This is a genomic window from Zavarzinella formosa DSM 19928 (assembly GCF_000255705.1).
Taxonomy (GTDB): domain Bacteria; phylum Planctomycetota; class Planctomycetia; order Gemmatales; family Gemmataceae; genus Zavarzinella; species Zavarzinella formosa.
Genome location: NZ_JH636439.1, coordinates 1,440,815 through 1,458,430 on the forward strand (window position 1 = coordinate 1,440,815; position 17,616 = coordinate 1,458,430).

Consider the following 17,616-nt stretch of genomic DNA (forward strand, 5'->3'; position numbering starts at 1 on the left):
TTCACGCCGGTCACGCCAGAGTCAGCCTCTGTCCTTTCGCTGATTTCCAAGCCCGTTGATTTGCGACTCCCCGCTCGCGCGGCAAGCCTTCCCCGAGACATTGTGCTCGTTAGGATGCGCCCCTGCGCGAAGGAGTGTGATCGCATGTATAGCCTCGTGATGATGGCCGCCATGACGGCGGCCCCGGACGTGCCGCAGGACTTTCTGTGCCACGTCAATCCCTCCCGCTATGGCGGGGGCTACTTTAGCAAACACTGTTTTTACGATTGCTGTCTGCCCGCCCGTTATGGCTGGGTAAATTGCTGGAACAAAGGCTTCGGGTATTATCCCGGCGGGGCTCGCTCGTTCTGCGGCAGTTGCGCGACCGCCTCTTATGGCCATTTCTATAGCCCCACCTGTTGTGGTTGTGGACCCAGCTATGGGGCCGGTTGCGGTTCCGGCTATGGGGCCAGTTGCGGAAGCGGCGGTTGCGGAAACGGGTATGGTTTTGGCGGCGGGAAAGCGAGTTGCTTCTCCATCCATGGTCTCAACGATTGGGGTATTGGATGCACGCCTGCCTATTGGACCAACGTGGCCGGTTGTCGGCCGTGTGTCACCGCCCCGCCTTACGCTTACTACACCCAGCGGAATCCCTGCTGCACCTACGGGCACTTCGCTTTTGACAGCGGCTTGATCGGCCATTCGTCGGGTGTCGGATATGCCGGTTTTGGCGCGTATGGTAACTACGGTTTCTACGGGGCCGTTCCTGTTCAACATCCCCCGACGCTGGCGGACATCCCCCGGTATCAGCCGCAAGACTTCATGCCTTACGAACCGCGTCCGTATGCCCCGCAACGGGAGTACGTGGCCCCCGGCTATGTTCCCTCTCCGTTGAACAGCGTTCCCGGCGCCGCGATGCCGGAAGCCCCCAAGGCTCCGGCGGGGCCGGGCATTTTCCCGCCTCCCATGTCTGATCGGACGGATGTTCCTCCGATTGGAACCCCCGGTGTCACGCCGATGGTGCCGTTTAATCCTCCGGTGGCGCCGGGATTGAACACCCCGGAAATACCCAAGCCGCCGACGAACATTCCTCTCATCAAACCGTTCGATGACAAGAAGGAAGAACCCGCTCCGAAAAAGGAAGGCATCAAGACGCTCGGCGTCAACCCGATGGCCGCCACGGTGGTGTTGAATGTCCCGGCCGGGGCCAAGGTGTTTGTCGAAGGGGTTCAACTGAAAAGCGACGCGGCCGAGCGGATTTTCCGCACGCCCGCCCTCGCGCCGGGCCAAGAGTATTCGTACACGGTGAAGGCCGTCGTCATTGAAGATGGCCGTGAGCATGAGGAAGCGATGCAAGTATTGGTGATTCCCGGTGAAACGACGAAGGCGAGCTTCGAGAAACTGCTCGCTCGCTTCGGCCCGACACCGGCCATCGCCCAAACTGGTGGAAAGTGAAAAAATATGGCGACCGTTAGGTCGTCGTCATCTGGCTTTTCAATCAGCCACCGTCATTCCGCTGACGGCATGTTCAACCATCACGAGGTTGAACATGCCGTCAGCGGAATGACGGTTTTGTGCTTTCATGGTCACCCAAGCGACATTCTCATCTCTGCTGCGTTAATTCATCTGGCCGACAATTCGCGTGCAAAGTGTCAAACCTGCGATCATATGATTGTTGGAAGATTGTTGATTCAAATTGAGAAAAGGCGATGGCGAAAGCGAACTGGGGACAGACAGCACACAGGGAGGGGATATAAAAAGGCGTCGGGGAGGTCGGGGGTCGTCTCGCGAGACGATCTCCGACCCCCCGACGATATTTCAATCTGACCAGACTTTAATCGTCGGACTGCTTCTTGCGAACATAAATCAGCACGCCCACCAAGCCGATGAGCAGGACCGCCATGAGCCCCATTCCAGGCCAACTGTAAATAAAGTCCATCAGACATCTCCCCTAAGTGGTCACTTGATGACCGAGTATGGATTGCTTCCAGAACTGGCCGTTCCGCACCCGACAATGCGGATTACGCTTGAAAATCGGTCGGAATGCCAAGGAAGTTTGCATCGTTCTAGCAAGCCCGCAAGGCGAATGCAAGCATGGAGTTAACTGTCCGCCTAAAATCTTCATGTTCAGGATTACGGCAATTCGGAAGGGTGGAAAATTCGGCTTGCCTGGTCGTCGGTGATCTGGTATCGCACGGGGCAACGTAAGAACTCCCGAGGAGTCGGATGGACGCCGGCCCGTTGATCGAACGCATCCTTAATGACGAGGGGCTGACCGGCGACCTGTTGGAAGCCGAGGCCGAGATGCTGAACACTTGGTTGATCGGCCGCGCCAAGAGCGTGGCCCGATCAGCAAGAACGATGGCCGAGGCCAAACGCCAGCTTGAAACGATTTGCCGAAAGGCGATGGGCATCGGCAAGGTCATGGCCGCGTGGCGGGAGCATGGCGATGCCGCCGGTGTCGCCACGAGCAACGGCTTGAAATGGAAGCCCGGCCGGGATGGCACGGAAACACTGACGGGCTTGCTGGGGCAAGTGGAATAAGGCGGGCTTGCCGCCGGACAACAGGATGGAATCTAATCATGGCGAAAAAACGCGCCAAAACACCGAGTCGCCGCGGTCCGCTCAAGTGGTTCTTCGGGCTGATTCTCGCCGTAACGGGCATCGCCCCCGTCAGCGGGTATGAGTGGGTCATCGACGCCTACCATTGGCTGAGCGAACACCGGCCGGTGTCAGCGAACCCCGGTGAACCGGAAACCGCCGCCGGAAACAATCAAACCGGGACAATTCGCATTTATTTCTCCACGCCCGATCTGCCGCCGGGCAAATCGGAGATCGCCGCCGCCTGCGTGGCCTACATCGACCAGACGAAGTCCACACTCGACGTGGCGGCTTTTGAACTCGACAACAAAGTCATCACGGAGGCGCTGGTCCGGGCCGTCAATCGGGGGGTGCGGGTGCGTGTCGCCACGGAGACGAATTATCTTCAGGCTAGCGGGATTCATGCGTTGAAGGCTGTTGGTGTCACCGTGATTGACGACCAGCGGGACGGGGCGTTGATGCACGATAAGTTCATGGTGTTCGACAACAAAGCCGTCTGGACCGGCTCCATGAACTTCACGGAAAACTGCGCGTACAAAAACAACAACAATGGCATATTCATCGAGAGCCGGGAACTCGCCGAAAATTATACGACCAAGTTTGGCTGGATGTTTGAATTGCACAAGTTCGGTGGGGCCCCATCCCGCGCCTATAAAATTCCGCATCCCACCGTCACGCTTTCCGACGGCACGGTCATCGAGAATTATTTCTCCACTCACGACCATATCGCTGAACATGTGATCACCGAAACCAACAAGGCCCGTCAGGTCATTCATTTCCTCGCGTTTAGCTTCACGCACGATGGCATCGGAAAATCAATGCTTGGCCGGGCAAAGGCGGGTGTGGAAGTGCAGGGGGTCTTCGAGAAAACTCAGGCGGCCGGGGGCCATACCGAATACGAGAAGTTCCGGGCGGCGGGCCAGCCTGTGCAAGTTTATCTTGACGCGAATCCGCGAAACATGCACCACAAAGTGATTGTGGTGGACGGGCAAACCACGGTCGCCGGGTCGTTCAACTTCAGCGAATCGGCTGACAAATCGAATGACGAGAACGTGGTGATTATCCGCAGCCCCTCGGTGGCAAAACTCTTCGAGGAAGAGTTTCAACGGGTCTACGGTGCCGCCAAGGCCCGCGACGGCCGTTGATTCATTCAAATCGCAGGGCGTCGATCGGGTCCAGTTTGCTTGCCCGCCGGGCGGGGTAATAGCCGAAGAACATCCCCACGGCGGCGGCAAAGGCGAGGCCGATCAGGGCCGCCGGGATTGACACCACCATCGGCCACTTCGCGGATGGCAAAAACGCATTGATCCCGGCCGTCACCGCATAAGAACCCGCCACGCCGAGGGCGATGCCGATCACCCCGCCGACGGCGGACAGGACGACGCTTTCGATCAAAAATTGCCGAAGGATGTCCCGCGACCTCGCGCCGAGGGCCATCCGAATGCCAATCTCTCGCGTCCGTTCGGTGACAGACACCAACATGATGTTCATGATTCCCACGCCGCCAACGAGCAGCGAAATGGCCGCGATGGCCGAAAGCATCGCCGTCAACGAACCCGTGATGATGTTCATCACACGGGCGATTTCGACGGTGTTTTCCACCTGAAAATCATTGGGCCGGCCGGGGGCGATCTTGTGACGTTCGGCCAGCAGGGCGGTGATTTCCGTGACGGATTTGGCCGATTCTTGCTCGCTGCGGGCCGAGATCATGATGACATCGACATTGGAAAATTGCGAACCTTGCAGGCGTTTTCGCACCGTCGTGTATGGCATCAGGATGATGTCGTCCTGATCGTTGCCGACCAGATCGGCCCCTTTTTTGGCCAGCACGCCGACCACCGTGAAGGGGATGTTCTTCACCCGAAGTTGCTGGCCCACCGGGTCCATGCCGGGAAAGAGTTTGATCCATAACGTGTGGCCGATCACGCACACTTTGTTGGCGGCCGCCACATCCCGATCCGTGAAGAATTCTCCGTCGTCCATTTTCCAGTTTCGCACATCCAGATAATCCGGCCCGACCCCCTGCATGTCCTTGGGTTTCCAATTGACATTGCCTCCGACCACTTGAGCCGAGGCGCCGACCAGCGGACTGACCGCCCGGACGGAGGGGCATTCATCCGCAATGGCTTGGGCGTCGGCCGCCGTGAGGTTTTGGGCGGGTGTTTCACGCACGCCGCCACCCCCCGCTTTCCGGGCCGGGAACACAATGATGACGTTCGACCCAAGCGTGGCGAATTCATTTCGGATCATCTGGCCCGCGCCTTGTCCGATGGACACCATCACCGTGACTGCTGCGATGCCGATGACCACCCCGAGGACTGTGAGACCCGAGCGGAGCTTGTTTTTGCCAAGCGTCCGAAGCGACAGCAAGAACAGGTCGGAGAATCTCACGGCCGTTTTTCTCCTTCGACACCGGTGACAAGTTCTTGTCCTTCCGTCAGATCGCCCGTAAGGAGTTCCGCAAATTGGCCGTCCATTAACCCCAGTGTCACCGGGACGGCCCGAAGCAAATTGCCATCACGCACCCACACCAATCGCTTGAAGCGGTTTTTCGCCTGGATGGCTCGTTGCGTGGCCGATAGCTTTTCTTCCCCCTCCTTGGGGTCTTTGACGGGTTTCACATCCAGCAATTCCTTGTCCTCCGGTCGCACGAGATGGCTCGGAGGCATGTAACGCAGGGCGGCCATCGGAACTCGCAACACCGATTCCCGCACGTCGATCTGGAAGGAGACATTCGCCGTCATTCCCGGCATCAGTTTCAGGGCCGGATTGGGCGCTTCGATGATGACGGGGTAAGTCACCACGTTTTGCGTGGTTGTGGAACTTTTGCGCACCTGATAGATTTTCCCCTTGAACACATCCTCGGGGTAGGCATCCACGGTGAAACTCACTTCTCGGTCTTGTTCCTGTGAAGCCCGGAGATGGCCGATGTCCGCCTCATCGACGCTGGCGTAAACGTGCATGTGCTTTTCCATGTCCGGCCCGATGATGAACATTTCCGGCGTTTGAAACGATGAGGCGACTGTCTGGCCGGAATCGACTTTCCTGTCGATGACGATGCCATCGGCGGGGGAAATGATCTTCGTAAACTCCAGATTTGTCTCGGCGTTTTTCACGCTTGCCTCCGCTGACGAAATGTTGGCCAACGAGAGTTTCACTTGGGCGTCGAGGGCGACGCGGGCAAAGTGCAGTTGGTCCATCTCCTGATCGGAAACGTAGTCTTTATTTGCTTTCTTGAGGTTAATCGCCCGTTGTTCGTTTCGCTCGGCTTGCTTCAATTGAGCTTCGATTCGGGCCAAGTCGGCCTTTTGCGTGGCGAGTCCGGCCCGCTCACGATCAGCCGCCGCTTGCGACAATCGCGGGTCGATCCGGGCGAGCAATTGGCCCTTTTTCACGACTGAATTGAAATCCACGAGGATTTCCGCGATAGGGCCAGAGATGAACGATCCGACCGAAAGCGATTGCACCGGTTTTACCGGTCCCGTGGAGTTGACAACTGTTTCAACCCGCCCCCGGCTGACCTTGGCAACGGTGAACTGGGGAATCGCCTTGGCCTGAAGGTAGTTCTTCCCCAATTGGGCGGCAAAGGCCATCCCGCCGCCGGCTACACCGAGGATCACCAGCCACTTGAACGCCCGCCACATCAGTTGTTCCCCGGTGGGATGATTGCCACCCCATCATAGCGGATGTGAAACCTTCATGCTGGAATGCTTATTCCCTCCCGAAAAATGATCGTTAAACTGACCGGATGCACCCGGAAGACACCATCGTTGCCCTCGCCTCCGCTCCCGGTTCGGGAATGCGGGCCGTCATTCGACTCAGCGGTTCGCAGTCATTTCGGATCGTTACGGGCATTTCGGACGCAGTCATTTCGGAACGCGGGATTGTTTCCGTGGAGTTGAAACTTCCCGGCGTGCATTCCTCCCTTCCGGCTGATGTGTATGTGATGCCCGGTCCGAGGAGTTACACCGGACAGGACTGCGCGGAGATTCACACGATCTCCAGCCCGCCGCTCGTGGATCTGCTCATCGCCACGTTGATGAACGCCGGGGCTAGGGCGGCCCAACCCGGCGAGTTCACCATGCGGGCCTTCCTCGCGGGCAAGAAAGACCTGACACAAGCCGAGGCCGTTCTCGCGGTCATCCATGCAGGGTCGGAAGATGAACTGAAAACCGCCCTGACCCAATTGGCCGGGGGGATGACCCAGCCGCTTCAAGCATTAAGGGAAGACCTTCTCAATCTGCTGGCCGATGTGGAAGCGGGCTTGGACTTCACCGATGAACACATCGAGTTTGTCGATCAAAAGGAAATCCTGCTTCGCCTCGGCAAAGGGATGGCTCACCTCACCAACCTCAAGAAACAACTGGAAACCCGCTCCGTCAGCGACCGGCCGTTTCGCGTGGCTTTTGTCGGGGAACCGAACGCCGGGAAGAGTAGTTTGTTCAATGCGCTGGCGGGATCGGCCGACGCCATCGTCAGCCCGGTGGCCGGAACAACGCGAGACTACCTCACCCGCACGGTGACTTTAAAAGGCTTGAACATCGAATTGATCGACACCGCCGGCTGGCAGGAAGCCGGGAATGTGATCGAAGAACAGGCCCAAAAACTCGGCAAGGAACAAACCCGCCATGCCGACTTGGTGATTTGGTGTGTGGAAGCCGCCACATGGGTCCAATCTCGCGAGCAGGTGAATATCCCCGCCGGGCTGACCCTGAGCCACCCGCCGACCTTGGTGTTGACAAAGGTTGATTTGATCGAAGAAACGGTCGATCATCTGGCCACCAGCGCCAAGACCGCCCAAGGACTGGAGAAACTGCGGAGCCACCTTGCCGAGCAAGCCCGCGAAGCCCGCCCCCCGGCGTTGGCTTCCAGCCTGAGCCGCTGCAAGCACCACGTCGAAAAGTCCCTCGGCCATATGCGAGCCGCCCACCACATCGTCCTCTTTGAAGAACCGGCCGAACTGCTGGCCCTCGAATTACGGCTGGCCCTTGACCAAATCGGCGAAATGGTTGGAGCGATCTACACGGACGATTTGTTGGACCGCATTTTTTCGAGATTTTGCATTGGCAAATAGCCGCGTCACTTTTTGCCTTTCTTCGTTTTCTTTCCATACCATTGTTCCGCAATTTGGACCAGTTCGGTGAGAACCCCGTCCAGTTCCATCACTTTGTCCGTGATCGAATACGTCACTTGTGGCGGGACGGTTGGCTCATAGTGCCGGTTCAGCCAGCCTTCACCCTCCAGCATCCGCAGCCGTTCGGTCAGTGTCTTGGTTGAAATTGCCCCGAGTCTGCGCTTCAATTCGCCGAACCGCTTCGGCCCCTCCAAATGCAGCCGATGCAAAAGGAGCATCGTCCAGGGGGTGGACAGAATGCCAATCAGCTTCATCAGCGGTTCCAGTTCATTCTTTCCATCGGGAATTGTCTTGGCCATTACTTTTCCAAAGTGAAGTTGCTTTGCTTTGTGAACCTACTTTACTTTGGAAACTATTGCCGGTAAAGTGCCATCGAAGCCGCAATCGGGCGGCAAAAACTGAAGGAAAGAAATATGACACGAGCATTATTCGCGATGGCCATGCTCGGCTTTTCCACCATTGCTTTGGCTGAGCAACCAAAGAACGATGTCAGGCAACAGGCGGTTGCCAAGGCGATGGAAACATTCGCCGGTATATGGGAAATCGTTTCGACGATTCCGGAGAAAGCGACGAAGAACGCCCGTCGGCTTGTCTTCAAGAAAGACGGCGGCTATTCAGCCGTGGATCAAGACGGGAAAGAACTATGGGCGGGCACGTTCGAGATCGATCCGGCCGCCACTCCGAAAGTGTGGGACCATCGGTCGAACGAAGCCAAGAAGGAGAACAAGGACGTGTTGGGCATCTATGAGCTTGACGGCGACAAACTGAAAGTGGCGTGTGTTGTCGGCCAATGGAAGGGCAAAGAATGGGCCGGGAAAGCCCGCCCGAAAGGGTTTGACCCGAAGGATGCGGACGTGGTAATCGAATTGAAACGGGCCAAGACAGGCAATTGACAGCGTCTGCCTCAAGAGATTGCCCGAAAAATCATAAAGCCGCACGGAAGGGGGAAGTCCTTCGTGCGGCTTGAATTTTCTTCAGACTGACAGGCGGTTAGTTTATCGGCGCCAGCCGAAAGGGCGGCCGTAAACCGGACGGCCATAAGCCGGGTAACCGTAAACCGGGGGACGGACATAGCCATAAGGATAGGCCGGGACGACCACCGGGGGATAAACCGGGCGGGCATATCCATAAGGTACGCCATATGTCCCGCCGAAGACGCCCGCGTTCCCGATGCTGACACCCAGACGACTGCCGTTGCCGAGAGGGGTGGTGAAGTTCAGACCCACTTGGGCGTTGGCCGATTCGGCCATCACCAAACCGCCGACGCAGACGGCCATGATTGTGAGAATGCGTTTCATGAGTTGGCCTCCCTGAGAGAGTTTTTGGTCGGTGAAATTGGAAAACAGTTTGTCCAATTTTCAAAAGGCGAACGACTCCCGCCCGCCTGTTTGCGCTTCCGGCAAATGTTAATTCCGTATGAGAGACGGCATCTTGCAGGAATCTCGCCAAACACCGACCGGCACAAAATATAAACGGGAAAAGACCGCCAGCAAGCCCCAGTTACCTCCTTGGCGAACTCTGTCAGAAAAGCAATTTCGGTGGATTTTTGGTCGTTTGACTGACGATCTTTCCGCACTGTTCAATTTTTGGCCGCAGGCTTCACTCTCAGCAGTTCCGGTTTTACCACCGCCAGATATTGGCAAACGGTTGCCAGCATCACCCCTTCAATCAATGCCAGCGGCAAATGGAGCAGGAAGCCCGTGGCGGCAAGAAGTTGCAGGTCTTCAATTCCTCCGGCGATCAAGACGCCCGCGTGAATCAAGATCGTTGCCAATACCGTCAGTGAACCCGTCAGCCAGCCATAGGCGAACGCCCGGCCGCCGGACAAAGGCGGTCGCAGCAGAAAGCGAAAGAGGCGGGGGACGAGCAATCCCGGCACGGACATGACCACTGCATTCAACCCGAGGACAAGGAAGCCGCCATGTTGCAGCAACACCGCTTGAAGCACCAAACCGATCATGATGGCAACGGGGGTTCGCCGGCCAAGCATGGTTCCCACCAATCCGTTCAAGAGCAGGTGAACGCTCGTTCGTCCAAATTTCAAATGGATTGACGAAGAGATGAAGAAAGCGGCCGTGAGCAGGGCTGTTTGGGGAATCTCTTGCTCTGGAAAGCGATAACAACTCCAAGCCAACAGCAATCCCGCGACGATCCAACCGCCGACCCACCACGGCGTGTCCAACAGGAAATCGGAGAGATGCACGGCAAACAGGCTGACCATCCGAACAGTGTACTCACCGGGGAGCCGGGAAGGATATGGTTGTCCAACCCGCGCGAATCACCTACGAAAAAAGTAGTCGTTCATTTCAAGGAGTCACACACATGATGTGCCGCTGGTGGCTGATCGCCCTTTTCATCGCAGGATTAATTGTTCCCATGTCGGAAGCCGAACCGCTCAAATACCCGCAGACCAAACGAGAAGACCGCGTGGAAACCATCCACGGCAAAACGGTCCCCGACCCTTACCGCTGGCTGGAGGACGACGTTCGCAAGTCTCCCGAGGTGAAACAATGGGTCGAAGCCCAAAGCAAACTCACGCAAGAATATTTGAACGCGATTCCCGAACGGGAAATGATCCAAAAGAAACTCACCGCCTTGTGGAATTACGAGAAAGTGACCGCCCCCTCGAAGGTAGCCGGGCGCTATTTCTTCCGCAAAAACGACGGGTTGCAAAATCAGGCCGTTTTGTACGTGATGGAAAAGCTCAATGGCGAACCGCGAGTGCTGATCGACCCGAACCTCTGGACGAAAGACGGCACCATCGCCTTGGGAGGCACGTCTGTCAGTGACAACGGCCGGTACTTGGCCTATTCCGTCTCGGAGGCCGGTTCGGACTGGCAGACGATCAAGGTGCTGGATATTGACACTGGCAAACCGCTTGCCGACGAGATCAAGTGGGTGAAGTTCAGTTCCCCTTCGTGGACGACCGACGCCAAGGGGTTCTTCTATAGTCGATATCCCGAACCGGCGAAGGAAGCCCAGTTCCAAAGCCTCAACAAGAATCAAATGGTGATGTATCACCGCGTCGGCACGCCGCAGGCCGATGATGTGCTGGTTTACAAACGCCCCGACCAACCCGATTGGGGCTTCTCCGCGAGCGTGACCGAAGACGGCCGATATTTGGTCATCAACACATGGGTGGGGACCGATCATCGTTACCGCGTGACCTATCGTGATCTGAGCGAACCGTATGCCATGCCGGTTGAACTGATCGACAAATTTGAAAATGATTACACGTTGATCGACAACGATGGCCCGATCATGTATTTTCGCACGGATTTCGAGGCGCCCCGCGGCCGGGTGATCGCCATTGATGTTCGCAAGCCGGAAAAAGCGAACTGGAAAGAAATCATCCCGCAGACCGCCGAGAGTCTGGAGGGTGTGAGCATCGTCGGCAATCTGCTGGTGGCGAACTATCTGAAAGATGCCAAGTCGCAAATCAAAATGTTCACGCCGGAAGGTGTGTTCGTCCGCGAGGTGGAATTGCCGGGCATCGGCTCGGCGGCGGGATTCACCGGCCGCCGGGCGGACTTGGAGACGTTTTACACGTTCTCCAGCTATGCCGTTCCGCCGACGATCTTCCGGTACGACATCATCACCGGGAAAAGCACGGTCTTCCGCGAAAGCAAGGTGGCTTTTGACGCGACCAATTACGAGACGAAACAGGTTTTCGTCGTCAGCAAGGACGGCACGAAAGTGCCGATGTTCATCACCGCCAAAAAAGGATTGGAACTCAACGGAAACAACCCGACCTTGCTCTATGCCTACGGCGGCTTCAACATTTCACTGACCCCGGCGTTCTCGGCCGGCGTCGTCGGTTGGCTCGAATTGGGCGGGGTGTATTGCGTCGCCAACCTGCGCGGCGGCGGCGAATACGGCCAGGAATGGCACAAACTCGGAACCAAGGCGAAGAAGCAAAATGTGTTTGACGACTTCATCGCGTCGGCCGAATATCTGATCCGCGAGAAATACACCTGCAAGGAAAAACTGGCGGTGAAGGGTGGCTCGAACGGCGGCCTGCTCATCGGGGCCGTGATGACCCAACGCCCGGACCTCTTCGGGGCTTGCTTGCCTCACGTCGGCGTGATGGACATGCTACGATTCCACAAGTTCACCGCCGGCCGATTCTGGGTGGACGATTACGGCTCCCCGGACAATGCCGAGGACTTCCCGGCGTTGCTGGCCTACTCGCCGTATCACAACTTGAAGCAAGGGGTGAAGTACCCGCCGACGATGGTAATCACGGCCGACACGGACGACCGCGTCGTCCCCGGCCACAGCTTCAAGTTCGCCGCCAATCTCCAATACTCCCACGTCGGCGATGCCCCGGTGCTGGCCCGAATTGAAACCAAAGCCGGTCACGGAGCGGGGAAACCGACGAGCAAGATCATTGAAGAATTGGCTGACGAATATGCGTTCTTGGTGAAGAATTTGAAGATGTCGAATGTGAAGTGACAATCCACGCCGGACGATTGAACGATGTCCAACCGAGCCGAGTTCCTGAAGGAGTTCGGCTCGGTTGGAAGAGATGCTACTTCTTCAAATCATAACATAACATCACATCCCAATCCCGAAGGTAGAGTTTGCCGCCGACCACCACCGGGTAAGGCCAGGCGGCTTGTTTGCTGCGATCTGGTTGAGAGAATTGGCCCTTTTCGACGTATTTTTTCGGGTTGGCTTCCACGAGGGCAACCTTTCCGTTTTCCCCACGGACATACAGCATGCCGTCCGCGTATGTGATTGATCCTTTGCCGACGCTGCGTTCATCCCACATCACGTCGCCGGTTTTGAAATCCACGCACATCAACGAGCCGCCGCCGGTGCCGTAGACATAATCACCCACCAAAACCATGCCGCCGTGGTGGTTCTGCAATTTCTTGATGAAGTATTTTGGCTCGGCCTTGAAGCCATCGTCCGACTTGGTGAGGTTGGCCCGGCCGCCGCCGGTGCCGTAAGCCGAGGCAGCGAACACAGCGTTGTCCTTGAACAATGGCGTCGAGCAATTCGCGGTTCCGTTCGCCGGTTCGTCGTAGTGCCAGAGGAGCTTTCCTTCTTTGGCTGAAATGCCCACCACGCCGCCGTTCAGGAATTGGATGTATTGAGTAGTCCCGCCGACATCGGCCTTGATGATGGATGAATACCCGGCCCTCGAAAAATCCTTTTTCAGTTTTTTGCCATCAAGTTCGGTGATCGGCGATTTCCAGACAACTTCGCCATCGGTTTTTTTCATGGCGACGATGGTGGCCGTGTCGCCGCCGGGGGTGGCCAACACCAAATCTCCGTCGATCAGCGGACTCTCGGTGTAGGCCCAACCTCCCATTTGGCCGCCAAACACTTTTTTGAAATCCTTCTCCCATTTGATCTTCAGCGTGGCGGTATCCACACACACGAAGTTCCCGTTGGAACTGACCGCATAGGCGTAACCGTTATCAATGGTGGGAGTCGATTTCGGGGCGCCGTATCCACCGGTGACCGTGCCGATTTTCACATCACCAATTTTGGAACCATCCTTTTGGTTCAGGGCGATGAGGAATTCATCCTTCCCCTTGGTGCCGAGGAGGTAAATTTTCCCGTCGCTAAATGATGGGGTGGAATATCCGTCGCCCAGTCCTTCAATCTTCCAAACTTGGGTTGGTCCGGCGGTCGGCCATTCCTTCAGCAAGCCGGTTTCCTTGGAAAGACCGGTGCGATCCGGGCCGCGCCATTGAGCCCAATTGCCGTATTCACCGGGGTCGGCGGCAAATGTCGCCGATGAACAGAGGAGGCCGAGAGAGACAAGCCAGTTTTTCATGCGAACTCCGAGGAGCGGTTGAGGATTCGTTTCATCCCGATGTGTGGGAATGGGATCAACGAATCCGGGTGGGATTTTGGGCAAGTCTTGGAAGATGATACCACGGCGTTTCGGGAAAATCATGCTTTGTTTGATGCAGATGCTGGTTCAACGGGAAAACGAGCAACCGCCGCAGCCAGTTGGATGAGATGTTTGCCGTGCATTTGGCGGCCTCCTGTTCTCGACCGGCGTGCTGCCGCCATTGCCGCAACAGCATGGCCCAAGTGCAAGTGGTTACCATCGGAGCGACCCACAGGGCGATGTAATTCAAGATGCCCGACCGGCCGGTGAAATAACTCGACCAACCCAGCCCGAGATTCACCAAGGTGATAAACGTGATCTGCATGAGCGTGCGGAATCGCGGCGAATAAACGGATTTCAACCGGCTTTGGTGAAAGCATCGGCCGGGGAGCAACAGAAAGATGAAGCAGGTGACCACCCACATTGATGGAGGCAGGAAGACCAACACCCACCAGTTGGGTGACAGGTACAATCCGATCAAAATGGCAAACATGATGAGGACATAGGCCGTCCCGATTCGCAGGGCCACTTTAGGAGGTCGTTCGCCGGGTTCTTGGTAAGGATTGTTGGGGTTAGCCGAGAAGTTGTAATTCGCCCGCAAAGAATGCCAGCGGAGCAGGGCGGTCATTCTCAGGAAGCGAACTGGCTTCAACGGCCAAAACCCGGCTTTCCCGGCGATGATTAATTCGGCATCCCGTTCGGGGTCATTGGGAAACTCGTAATGGGACCGCACGATATGCCGCATGTGGTGCGTCGAGGTGGAGAAAGGGAAATGAGTCAGCCAATCGCCAGCCAGTTCGTTGAGCCAGCGGTTGCGAAACAGCACACCGAGACAAGCTTCTTGTCCCAGCAGAAATAAGCGGTGTTGGGCCGGGCCGATGAGGAAGATGGCGAGAAACCCCACGGGAATATCCGTCCACCACGGCAGTTCCGTTTCCCGCCAGCGAAAGAACCACAAAGCCCCAAGAACGATGATGGCGATGTATCCATAGATGATCGCAAGAACGAACATATTTCGCCACTGGGCGGACATCGGCGGGGCGGGAGAGTCTTCCATCGGGTCGGACACGGGCAAACTGGCCTTCAACGGTTTTTGAAGAGTGGGTAGGCTATCACACTTGGGGGACCTGGCACGAGGCCAATTTTCGATCCCGGCCGACCGCCTCACGGATGAGACACCATGCATTGGCTCCTGATCGGCTACATGTTTCTGTTCATCCATCGCCCTTTCGAGATTTGGCCGATTCTGGGCGACCTGCACGTCGAGCGGGTCTATATGGGCGGTGTCTTTCTGTTCTGGCTCATGCATTCCGGCAAACGCTGGATCGCCAACGCCCAGCAGGGGGCGTATCTCGTCTTCGGCATGGCCGTTGCCGCGTGTTGGGTGATGTCGCCGTGGGCCGAGCAGGGGCAAGTGGTCGTCGAAAACTGGTTCAAAATACTCTTCTTCTATTTGCTGCTGGTCACCAGCGTTTACGACGCGAAGGGGCTGAAACGCCTGGCGTTTGGGTTCTTGGCCGTCATGGCCGTCTACATGCTGCACTCGATCAAGGAATATCTCGGCGGCCGTCACACGTTCCGCATGGGGATCGTCCGGTTGCTTGGCGTCGATTCGTCGATGGGCGATCCGAACAGTTTCGGCGGCAGCATCGTGTTCTCCCTGCCGTTCGTGACAGCCTTCTGGAATGCCTGCCGGGGCAAGTGGATCAAGGCGTGCTGTTTCGGTTATGTTGGCCTCAGCGCCGGATGCATCCTTCTCACGGGTTCCCGTTCCTCGCTGCTTGGGATGGTTCTGTGGGGAAGCATCGTCATCATGCGTAGCCGGTATCGTTGGGCGGGCTTGGGTTCGATGGTTCTGATTGCCCCCTTGATGTTCTTTGCGTTGCCGGATTCGTTGCAAAATCGCTTCGAGACGATCATCAACCCGGATGTCGGTCCGGCGAATGCCAAGGAATCTGGCGAAGGTCGGATCGAAGGTTTCTTCACTGGGATGGATCTCATCATGGCTTACCCGGCCACGGGTGTCGGCCCCGGTTCTTGGCGGCCGGCGACGGGGAGCAAACTGGAATCGCACAATCTCTACGGGCAACTTTGCGGTGAAATGGGCCTGTTGGGCGTGATGACGTTTCTCTCCATCCTTGTTTGCTTTTGGATGAACTGGATGTGGTTCAAATCTCGGCCGTCGGCCCAAACGGCGGCGAATCCGTTTCCTCGGGCCATCGCCGGTTCGGTGATGATGGCGGTGTTTCTGATGCTGTTCATGGGGAATTTTGGGCACAATCTGTTTCGGCATAACTGGCTGTGGTTCGGTGGATTCCTCGTGATCGCCCGGCATGTGGCTTCCAAGCAAACGGCTCCGGCGGTTGCCCCGATGCGATCGCGTTATCCGCATCGGGTGGCTTCTTGGAGGGTTCAGGTCGGCGGGCTATCGACGGCCCGGCTATCATGAAGTAACGGCTCTCCGAGTGACCCACCCATGGAAGACCTCTCTGCCCAAGAAGAACAAATTCGCCTCGGCGGCGGCCAAAAAGCCATCGACCGCCAGCACGAGAAAAACCGACTGACCGCCCGAGAGCGGATCGCCCGCTTGGTTGAGCTAGGCAGTTTTCAAGAACTCGGCTTATGGGCGGCGTGGGGAATGTATGCCGAGTGGGGCGGGGCGCCCTCGGCCGGGGTGGTCACCGGCATCGGCACGGTTTCCGGACGCCGGGTGATGGTGATCGCCAACGATGCGACCGTCAAAGCCGGGGCTTTCTTTCCGATGACTTGCAAGAAGGTGTTGCGCGCCCAGCGCATCGCCACGGACAACCGGCTACCGTTGGTTTACCTCGTCGATTCGGCCGGTGTGTTTCTCCCGCTTCAGGAAGAAATCTTCCCCGACGAGGACGATTTTGGCCGCATTTTCCGAAACAACGCCGTGATCTCGGCGGCGGGCATTCCCCAATTCGCGGCCATCATGGGCAACTGCGTCGCTGGCGGCGGTTATCTTCCCGTCTTGTGTGACACATTGTTGATGACTGAGGGAAGCGGCCTTTATCTGGCAGGACCGGCGTTGGTGAAGGCCGCCATCGGGCAGACAGTCGATTCCGAAACGCTCGGCGGCGCGGCGATGCACTCGGCCATCAGCGGCACGATTGATTTCCGTGACCCGGACGAGCCGACGTGTCTGGCCCGCTTGCAAAGGCTCGTCGGGGCGTTGCCGCCAGACGGGAAACAATTTGTTGATGCGGCAAGCAAAACGCTCGATTGGACCCGTTTCACGCTGACCGCCGAATATGACACGCGGGACTTGATCCGGGCGATCCTTGATGATGCCCCGTTCGATGAGTACAAGGCCGAATACGGCCAATCGCTAGTGTGCGGCATCGGCAAACTCGCCGGGGTGTCGGTGGGAATTGTCGCCAATCAGCGGCATCACAGCAAACCGGCAACCGGCCCGATGCAATACGGCGGCGTGATTTACACGGACAGCGCTGACAAGGCAGCCCGGTTTGTGATGGATTGCAACCAGTCGCATATCCCGTTGATCTTCCTGCAAAATGTCAACGGCTTTATGGTGGGCAAGGACGCCGAGCAGTCCGGCATCATCCGCTCCGGGGCAAAACTGGTAAACGCGATTTCCAACAGCATCGTGCCGAAAATCACCGTCATCACCGGCGGATCGTTCGGAGCGGGGAATTACGCCCTCTGTGGCAAGGCGTTCGATCCTCGTTTTATCTTTGCGTGGCCAAACGCGAAATATGCCGTCATGGGGGGCGATCAGGCGGCGGGAACGCTATTGGACATTCAGATTGCCGCCATGAAGCGAACCGGGCATGAACCGGATGTCGCCGAATTGACGATGCTTCGGGATCAGGTAAGGAAAAGTTACGAGGAAAAAACCGACATCCGCTATGCCGCCGCTAGGTTGTGGGTGGACCGGATTATCAAACCGGAAGAAACGCGAAGTTCACTGATCGCCGCTTTGGAAATTGCCCGACGAACGCCGATCACCAAGACTTTCCAAACCGGGGTGTTGCAAGTGTGACTTGCCGTTTGTTTGTGAACAGCA

16 protein-coding genes are annotated in these 17,616 nt (G+C 57.2%); 8 read left to right on the top strand and 8 right to left on the bottom strand.

The genetic code is table 11. The features are described 5' to 3' along the window. Positions 1-144 precede the first annotated feature (144 nt). Complete coding sequence (locus BGIM_RS0106750; RefSeq protein WP_029629799.1) at positions 145-1,434, top strand: TIGR03000 domain-containing protein; 1,290 nt, start codon at positions 145-147, stop codon at positions 1,432-1,434. Positions 1,435-1,813: 379 nt separating this feature from the next. On the opposite strand, the gene BGIM_RS62560 is transcribed toward BGIM_RS0106750, so the two are convergent. Then, complete coding sequence (locus BGIM_RS62560) at positions 1,814-1,918, bottom strand: LPXTG cell wall anchor domain-containing protein (RefSeq protein ID WP_020469038.1); 105 nt, start codon at positions 1,916-1,918, stop codon at positions 1,814-1,816. Positions 1,919-2,205: 287 nt separating this feature from the next. On the opposite strand from BGIM_RS62560, the gene BGIM_RS0106765 reads away from it, so the two are divergent. Together BGIM_RS0106765 and BGIM_RS0106770 are read left to right on the top strand one after the other, a co-directional pair. Continuing rightward, complete coding sequence (locus BGIM_RS0106765) at positions 2,206-2,523, top strand: hypothetical protein (protein WP_020469039.1); 318 nt, start codon at positions 2,206-2,208, stop codon at positions 2,521-2,523. 38 nt (positions 2,524-2,561) lie between these two features. Beyond that, positions 2,562-3,725 carry a phospholipase D-like domain-containing protein gene (locus BGIM_RS0106770; RefSeq protein WP_020469040.1) on the top strand — a complete coding sequence of 388 codons (1,164 nt, stop codon included), beginning with the start codon at positions 2,562-2,564 and terminating at the stop codon, positions 3,723-3,725. A gap of 1 nt (position 3,726) precedes the next feature. On the opposite strand, the gene BGIM_RS0106775 is transcribed toward BGIM_RS0106770, so the two are convergent. Both BGIM_RS0106775 and BGIM_RS49050 read right to left on the bottom strand, forming a co-directional pair. Beyond that, positions 3,727-4,971 (bottom strand): ABC transporter permease, encoded by a 1,245-nt coding sequence (locus BGIM_RS0106775; protein WP_020469041.1) that lies wholly within the window; start codon positions 4,969-4,971, stop codon positions 3,727-3,729. Then, positions 4,968-6,224 (bottom strand): efflux RND transporter periplasmic adaptor subunit, encoded by a 1,257-nt coding sequence (locus BGIM_RS49050; protein ID WP_020469042.1) that lies wholly within the window; start codon positions 6,222-6,224, stop codon positions 4,968-4,970. Before BGIM_RS49050 ends, BGIM_RS0106775 begins: the two co-directional genes overlap by 4 nt. 104 nt (positions 6,225-6,328) lie before the next feature. On the opposite strand from BGIM_RS49050, the gene mnmE reads away from it, so the two are divergent. Continuing rightward, positions 6,329-7,654 carry a tRNA uridine-5-carboxymethylaminomethyl(34) synthesis GTPase MnmE gene (gene mnmE, locus BGIM_RS0106785; protein WP_020469043.1) on the top strand — a complete coding sequence of 442 codons (1,326 nt, stop codon included), beginning with the start codon at positions 6,329-6,331 and terminating at the stop codon, positions 7,652-7,654. 5 nt (positions 7,655-7,659) lie between these two features. On the opposite strand, the gene BGIM_RS0106790 is transcribed toward mnmE, so the two are convergent. Beyond that, entirely contained in the window at positions 7,660-8,013 is a 354-nt protein-coding gene (locus tag BGIM_RS0106790; protein ID WP_020469044.1) for a winged helix-turn-helix transcriptional regulator, read from the bottom strand. 114 nt (positions 8,014-8,127) lie between these two features. Here BGIM_RS0106790 and BGIM_RS0106795 point away from each other — a divergent pair, with 114 nt between their 5' ends. Continuing rightward, positions 8,128-8,607 carry a TIGR03067 domain-containing protein gene (locus BGIM_RS0106795; RefSeq protein WP_029629800.1) on the top strand — a complete coding sequence of 160 codons (480 nt, stop codon included), beginning with the start codon at positions 8,128-8,130 and terminating at the stop codon, positions 8,605-8,607. Positions 8,608-8,709: 102 nt separating this feature from the next. Here the strand turns inward: BGIM_RS0106795 and BGIM_RS0106800 are convergent, their stop codons facing one another. Further along, positions 8,710-9,012, bottom strand: a complete 303-nt coding sequence (locus tag BGIM_RS0106800; protein WP_157368642.1) for a hypothetical protein — start codon at positions 9,010-9,012, stop codon at positions 8,710-8,712. 281 nt (positions 9,013-9,293) lie between these two features. Beyond that, positions 9,294-9,935, bottom strand: coding sequence for a CbiM family transporter (locus BGIM_RS0106805; protein ID WP_020469047.1), 642 nt, complete (start codon positions 9,933-9,935; stop codon positions 9,294-9,296). A 101-nt stretch (positions 9,936-10,036) separates the two neighbouring features. On the opposite strand from BGIM_RS0106805, the gene BGIM_RS0106810 reads away from it, so the two are divergent. Further along, on the top strand, positions 10,037-12,169 hold the full coding sequence (locus tag BGIM_RS0106810; RefSeq protein ID WP_020469048.1) for a prolyl oligopeptidase family serine peptidase: 2,133 nt from the start codon (positions 10,037-10,039) through the stop codon (positions 12,167-12,169). Positions 12,170-12,245: 76 nt separating this feature from the next. Here the strand turns inward: BGIM_RS0106810 and BGIM_RS0106815 are convergent, their stop codons facing one another. Together BGIM_RS0106815 and BGIM_RS0106820 are read right to left on the bottom strand one after the other, a co-directional pair. Next, on the bottom strand, positions 12,246-13,505 hold the full coding sequence (locus BGIM_RS0106815; protein ID WP_020469049.1) for an outer membrane protein assembly factor BamB family protein: 1,260 nt from the start codon (positions 13,503-13,505) through the stop codon (positions 12,246-12,248). Between the two features lie 55 nt (positions 13,506-13,560). Then, positions 13,561-14,634 (bottom strand): fatty acid desaturase, encoded by a 1,074-nt coding sequence (locus BGIM_RS0106820; RefSeq protein ID WP_157368643.1) that lies wholly within the window; start codon positions 14,632-14,634, stop codon positions 13,561-13,563. Positions 14,635-14,745: 111 nt separating this feature from the next. Here BGIM_RS0106820 and BGIM_RS0106825 point away from each other — a divergent pair, with 111 nt between their 5' ends. Together BGIM_RS0106825 and BGIM_RS0106830 are read left to right on the top strand one after the other, a co-directional pair. Next, positions 14,746-16,014 (top strand): O-antigen ligase family protein, encoded by a 1,269-nt coding sequence (locus tag BGIM_RS0106825; RefSeq protein ID WP_020469051.1) that lies wholly within the window; start codon positions 14,746-14,748, stop codon positions 16,012-16,014. Positions 16,015-16,041: 27 nt separating this feature from the next. Next, on the top strand, positions 16,042-17,592 hold the full coding sequence (locus BGIM_RS0106830; RefSeq protein ID WP_020469052.1) for an acyl-CoA carboxylase subunit beta: 1,551 nt from the start codon (positions 16,042-16,044) through the stop codon (positions 17,590-17,592). Positions 17,593-17,616 lie beyond the last annotated feature (24 nt).

Excerpts from the sequence above, each read along its gene's own strand:
- BGIM_RS0106750 (WP_029629799.1), top strand. The coding sequence starts at position 145 with ATGTATAGCCTCGTGATGATGGCCGCCATGACGGCGGCCCCGGACGTG.
- BGIM_RS62560 (WP_020469038.1), bottom strand. The coding sequence starts at position 1,918 with ATGGACTTTATTTACAGTTGGCCTGGAATGGGGCTCATGGCGGTCCTG.
- BGIM_RS0106765 (WP_020469039.1), top strand. The coding sequence starts at position 2,206 with ATGGACGCCGGCCCGTTGATCGAACGCATCCTTAATGACGAGGGGCTG.
- BGIM_RS0106770 (WP_020469040.1), top strand. The coding sequence starts at position 2,562 with ATGGCGAAAAAACGCGCCAAAACACCGAGTCGCCGCGGTCCGCTCAAG.
- BGIM_RS49050 (WP_020469042.1), bottom strand. The coding sequence starts at position 6,224 with ATGTGGCGGGCGTTCAAGTGGCTGGTGATCCTCGGTGTAGCCGGCGGC.
- mnmE (WP_020469043.1), top strand. The coding sequence starts at position 6,329 with ATGCACCCGGAAGACACCATCGTTGCCCTCGCCTCCGCTCCCGGTTCG.
- BGIM_RS0106790 (WP_020469044.1), bottom strand. The coding sequence starts at position 8,013 with ATGGCCAAGACAATTCCCGATGGAAAGAATGAACTGGAACCGCTGATG.
- BGIM_RS0106795 (WP_029629800.1), top strand. The coding sequence starts at position 8,128 with ATGACACGAGCATTATTCGCGATGGCCATGCTCGGCTTTTCCACCATT.
- BGIM_RS0106800 (WP_157368642.1), bottom strand. The coding sequence starts at position 9,012 with ATGAAACGCATTCTCACAATCATGGCCGTCTGCGTCGGCGGTTTGGTG.
- BGIM_RS0106805 (WP_020469047.1), bottom strand. The coding sequence starts at position 9,935 with ATGGTCAGCCTGTTTGCCGTGCATCTCTCCGATTTCCTGTTGGACACG.
- BGIM_RS0106810 (WP_020469048.1), top strand. The coding sequence starts at position 10,037 with ATGATGTGCCGCTGGTGGCTGATCGCCCTTTTCATCGCAGGATTAATT.
- BGIM_RS0106815 (WP_020469049.1), bottom strand. The coding sequence starts at position 13,505 with ATGAAAAACTGGCTTGTCTCTCTCGGCCTCCTCTGTTCATCGGCGACA.
- BGIM_RS0106825 (WP_020469051.1), top strand. The coding sequence starts at position 14,746 with ATGCATTGGCTCCTGATCGGCTACATGTTTCTGTTCATCCATCGCCCT.
- BGIM_RS0106830 (WP_020469052.1), top strand. The coding sequence starts at position 16,042 with ATGGAAGACCTCTCTGCCCAAGAAGAACAAATTCGCCTCGGCGGCGGC.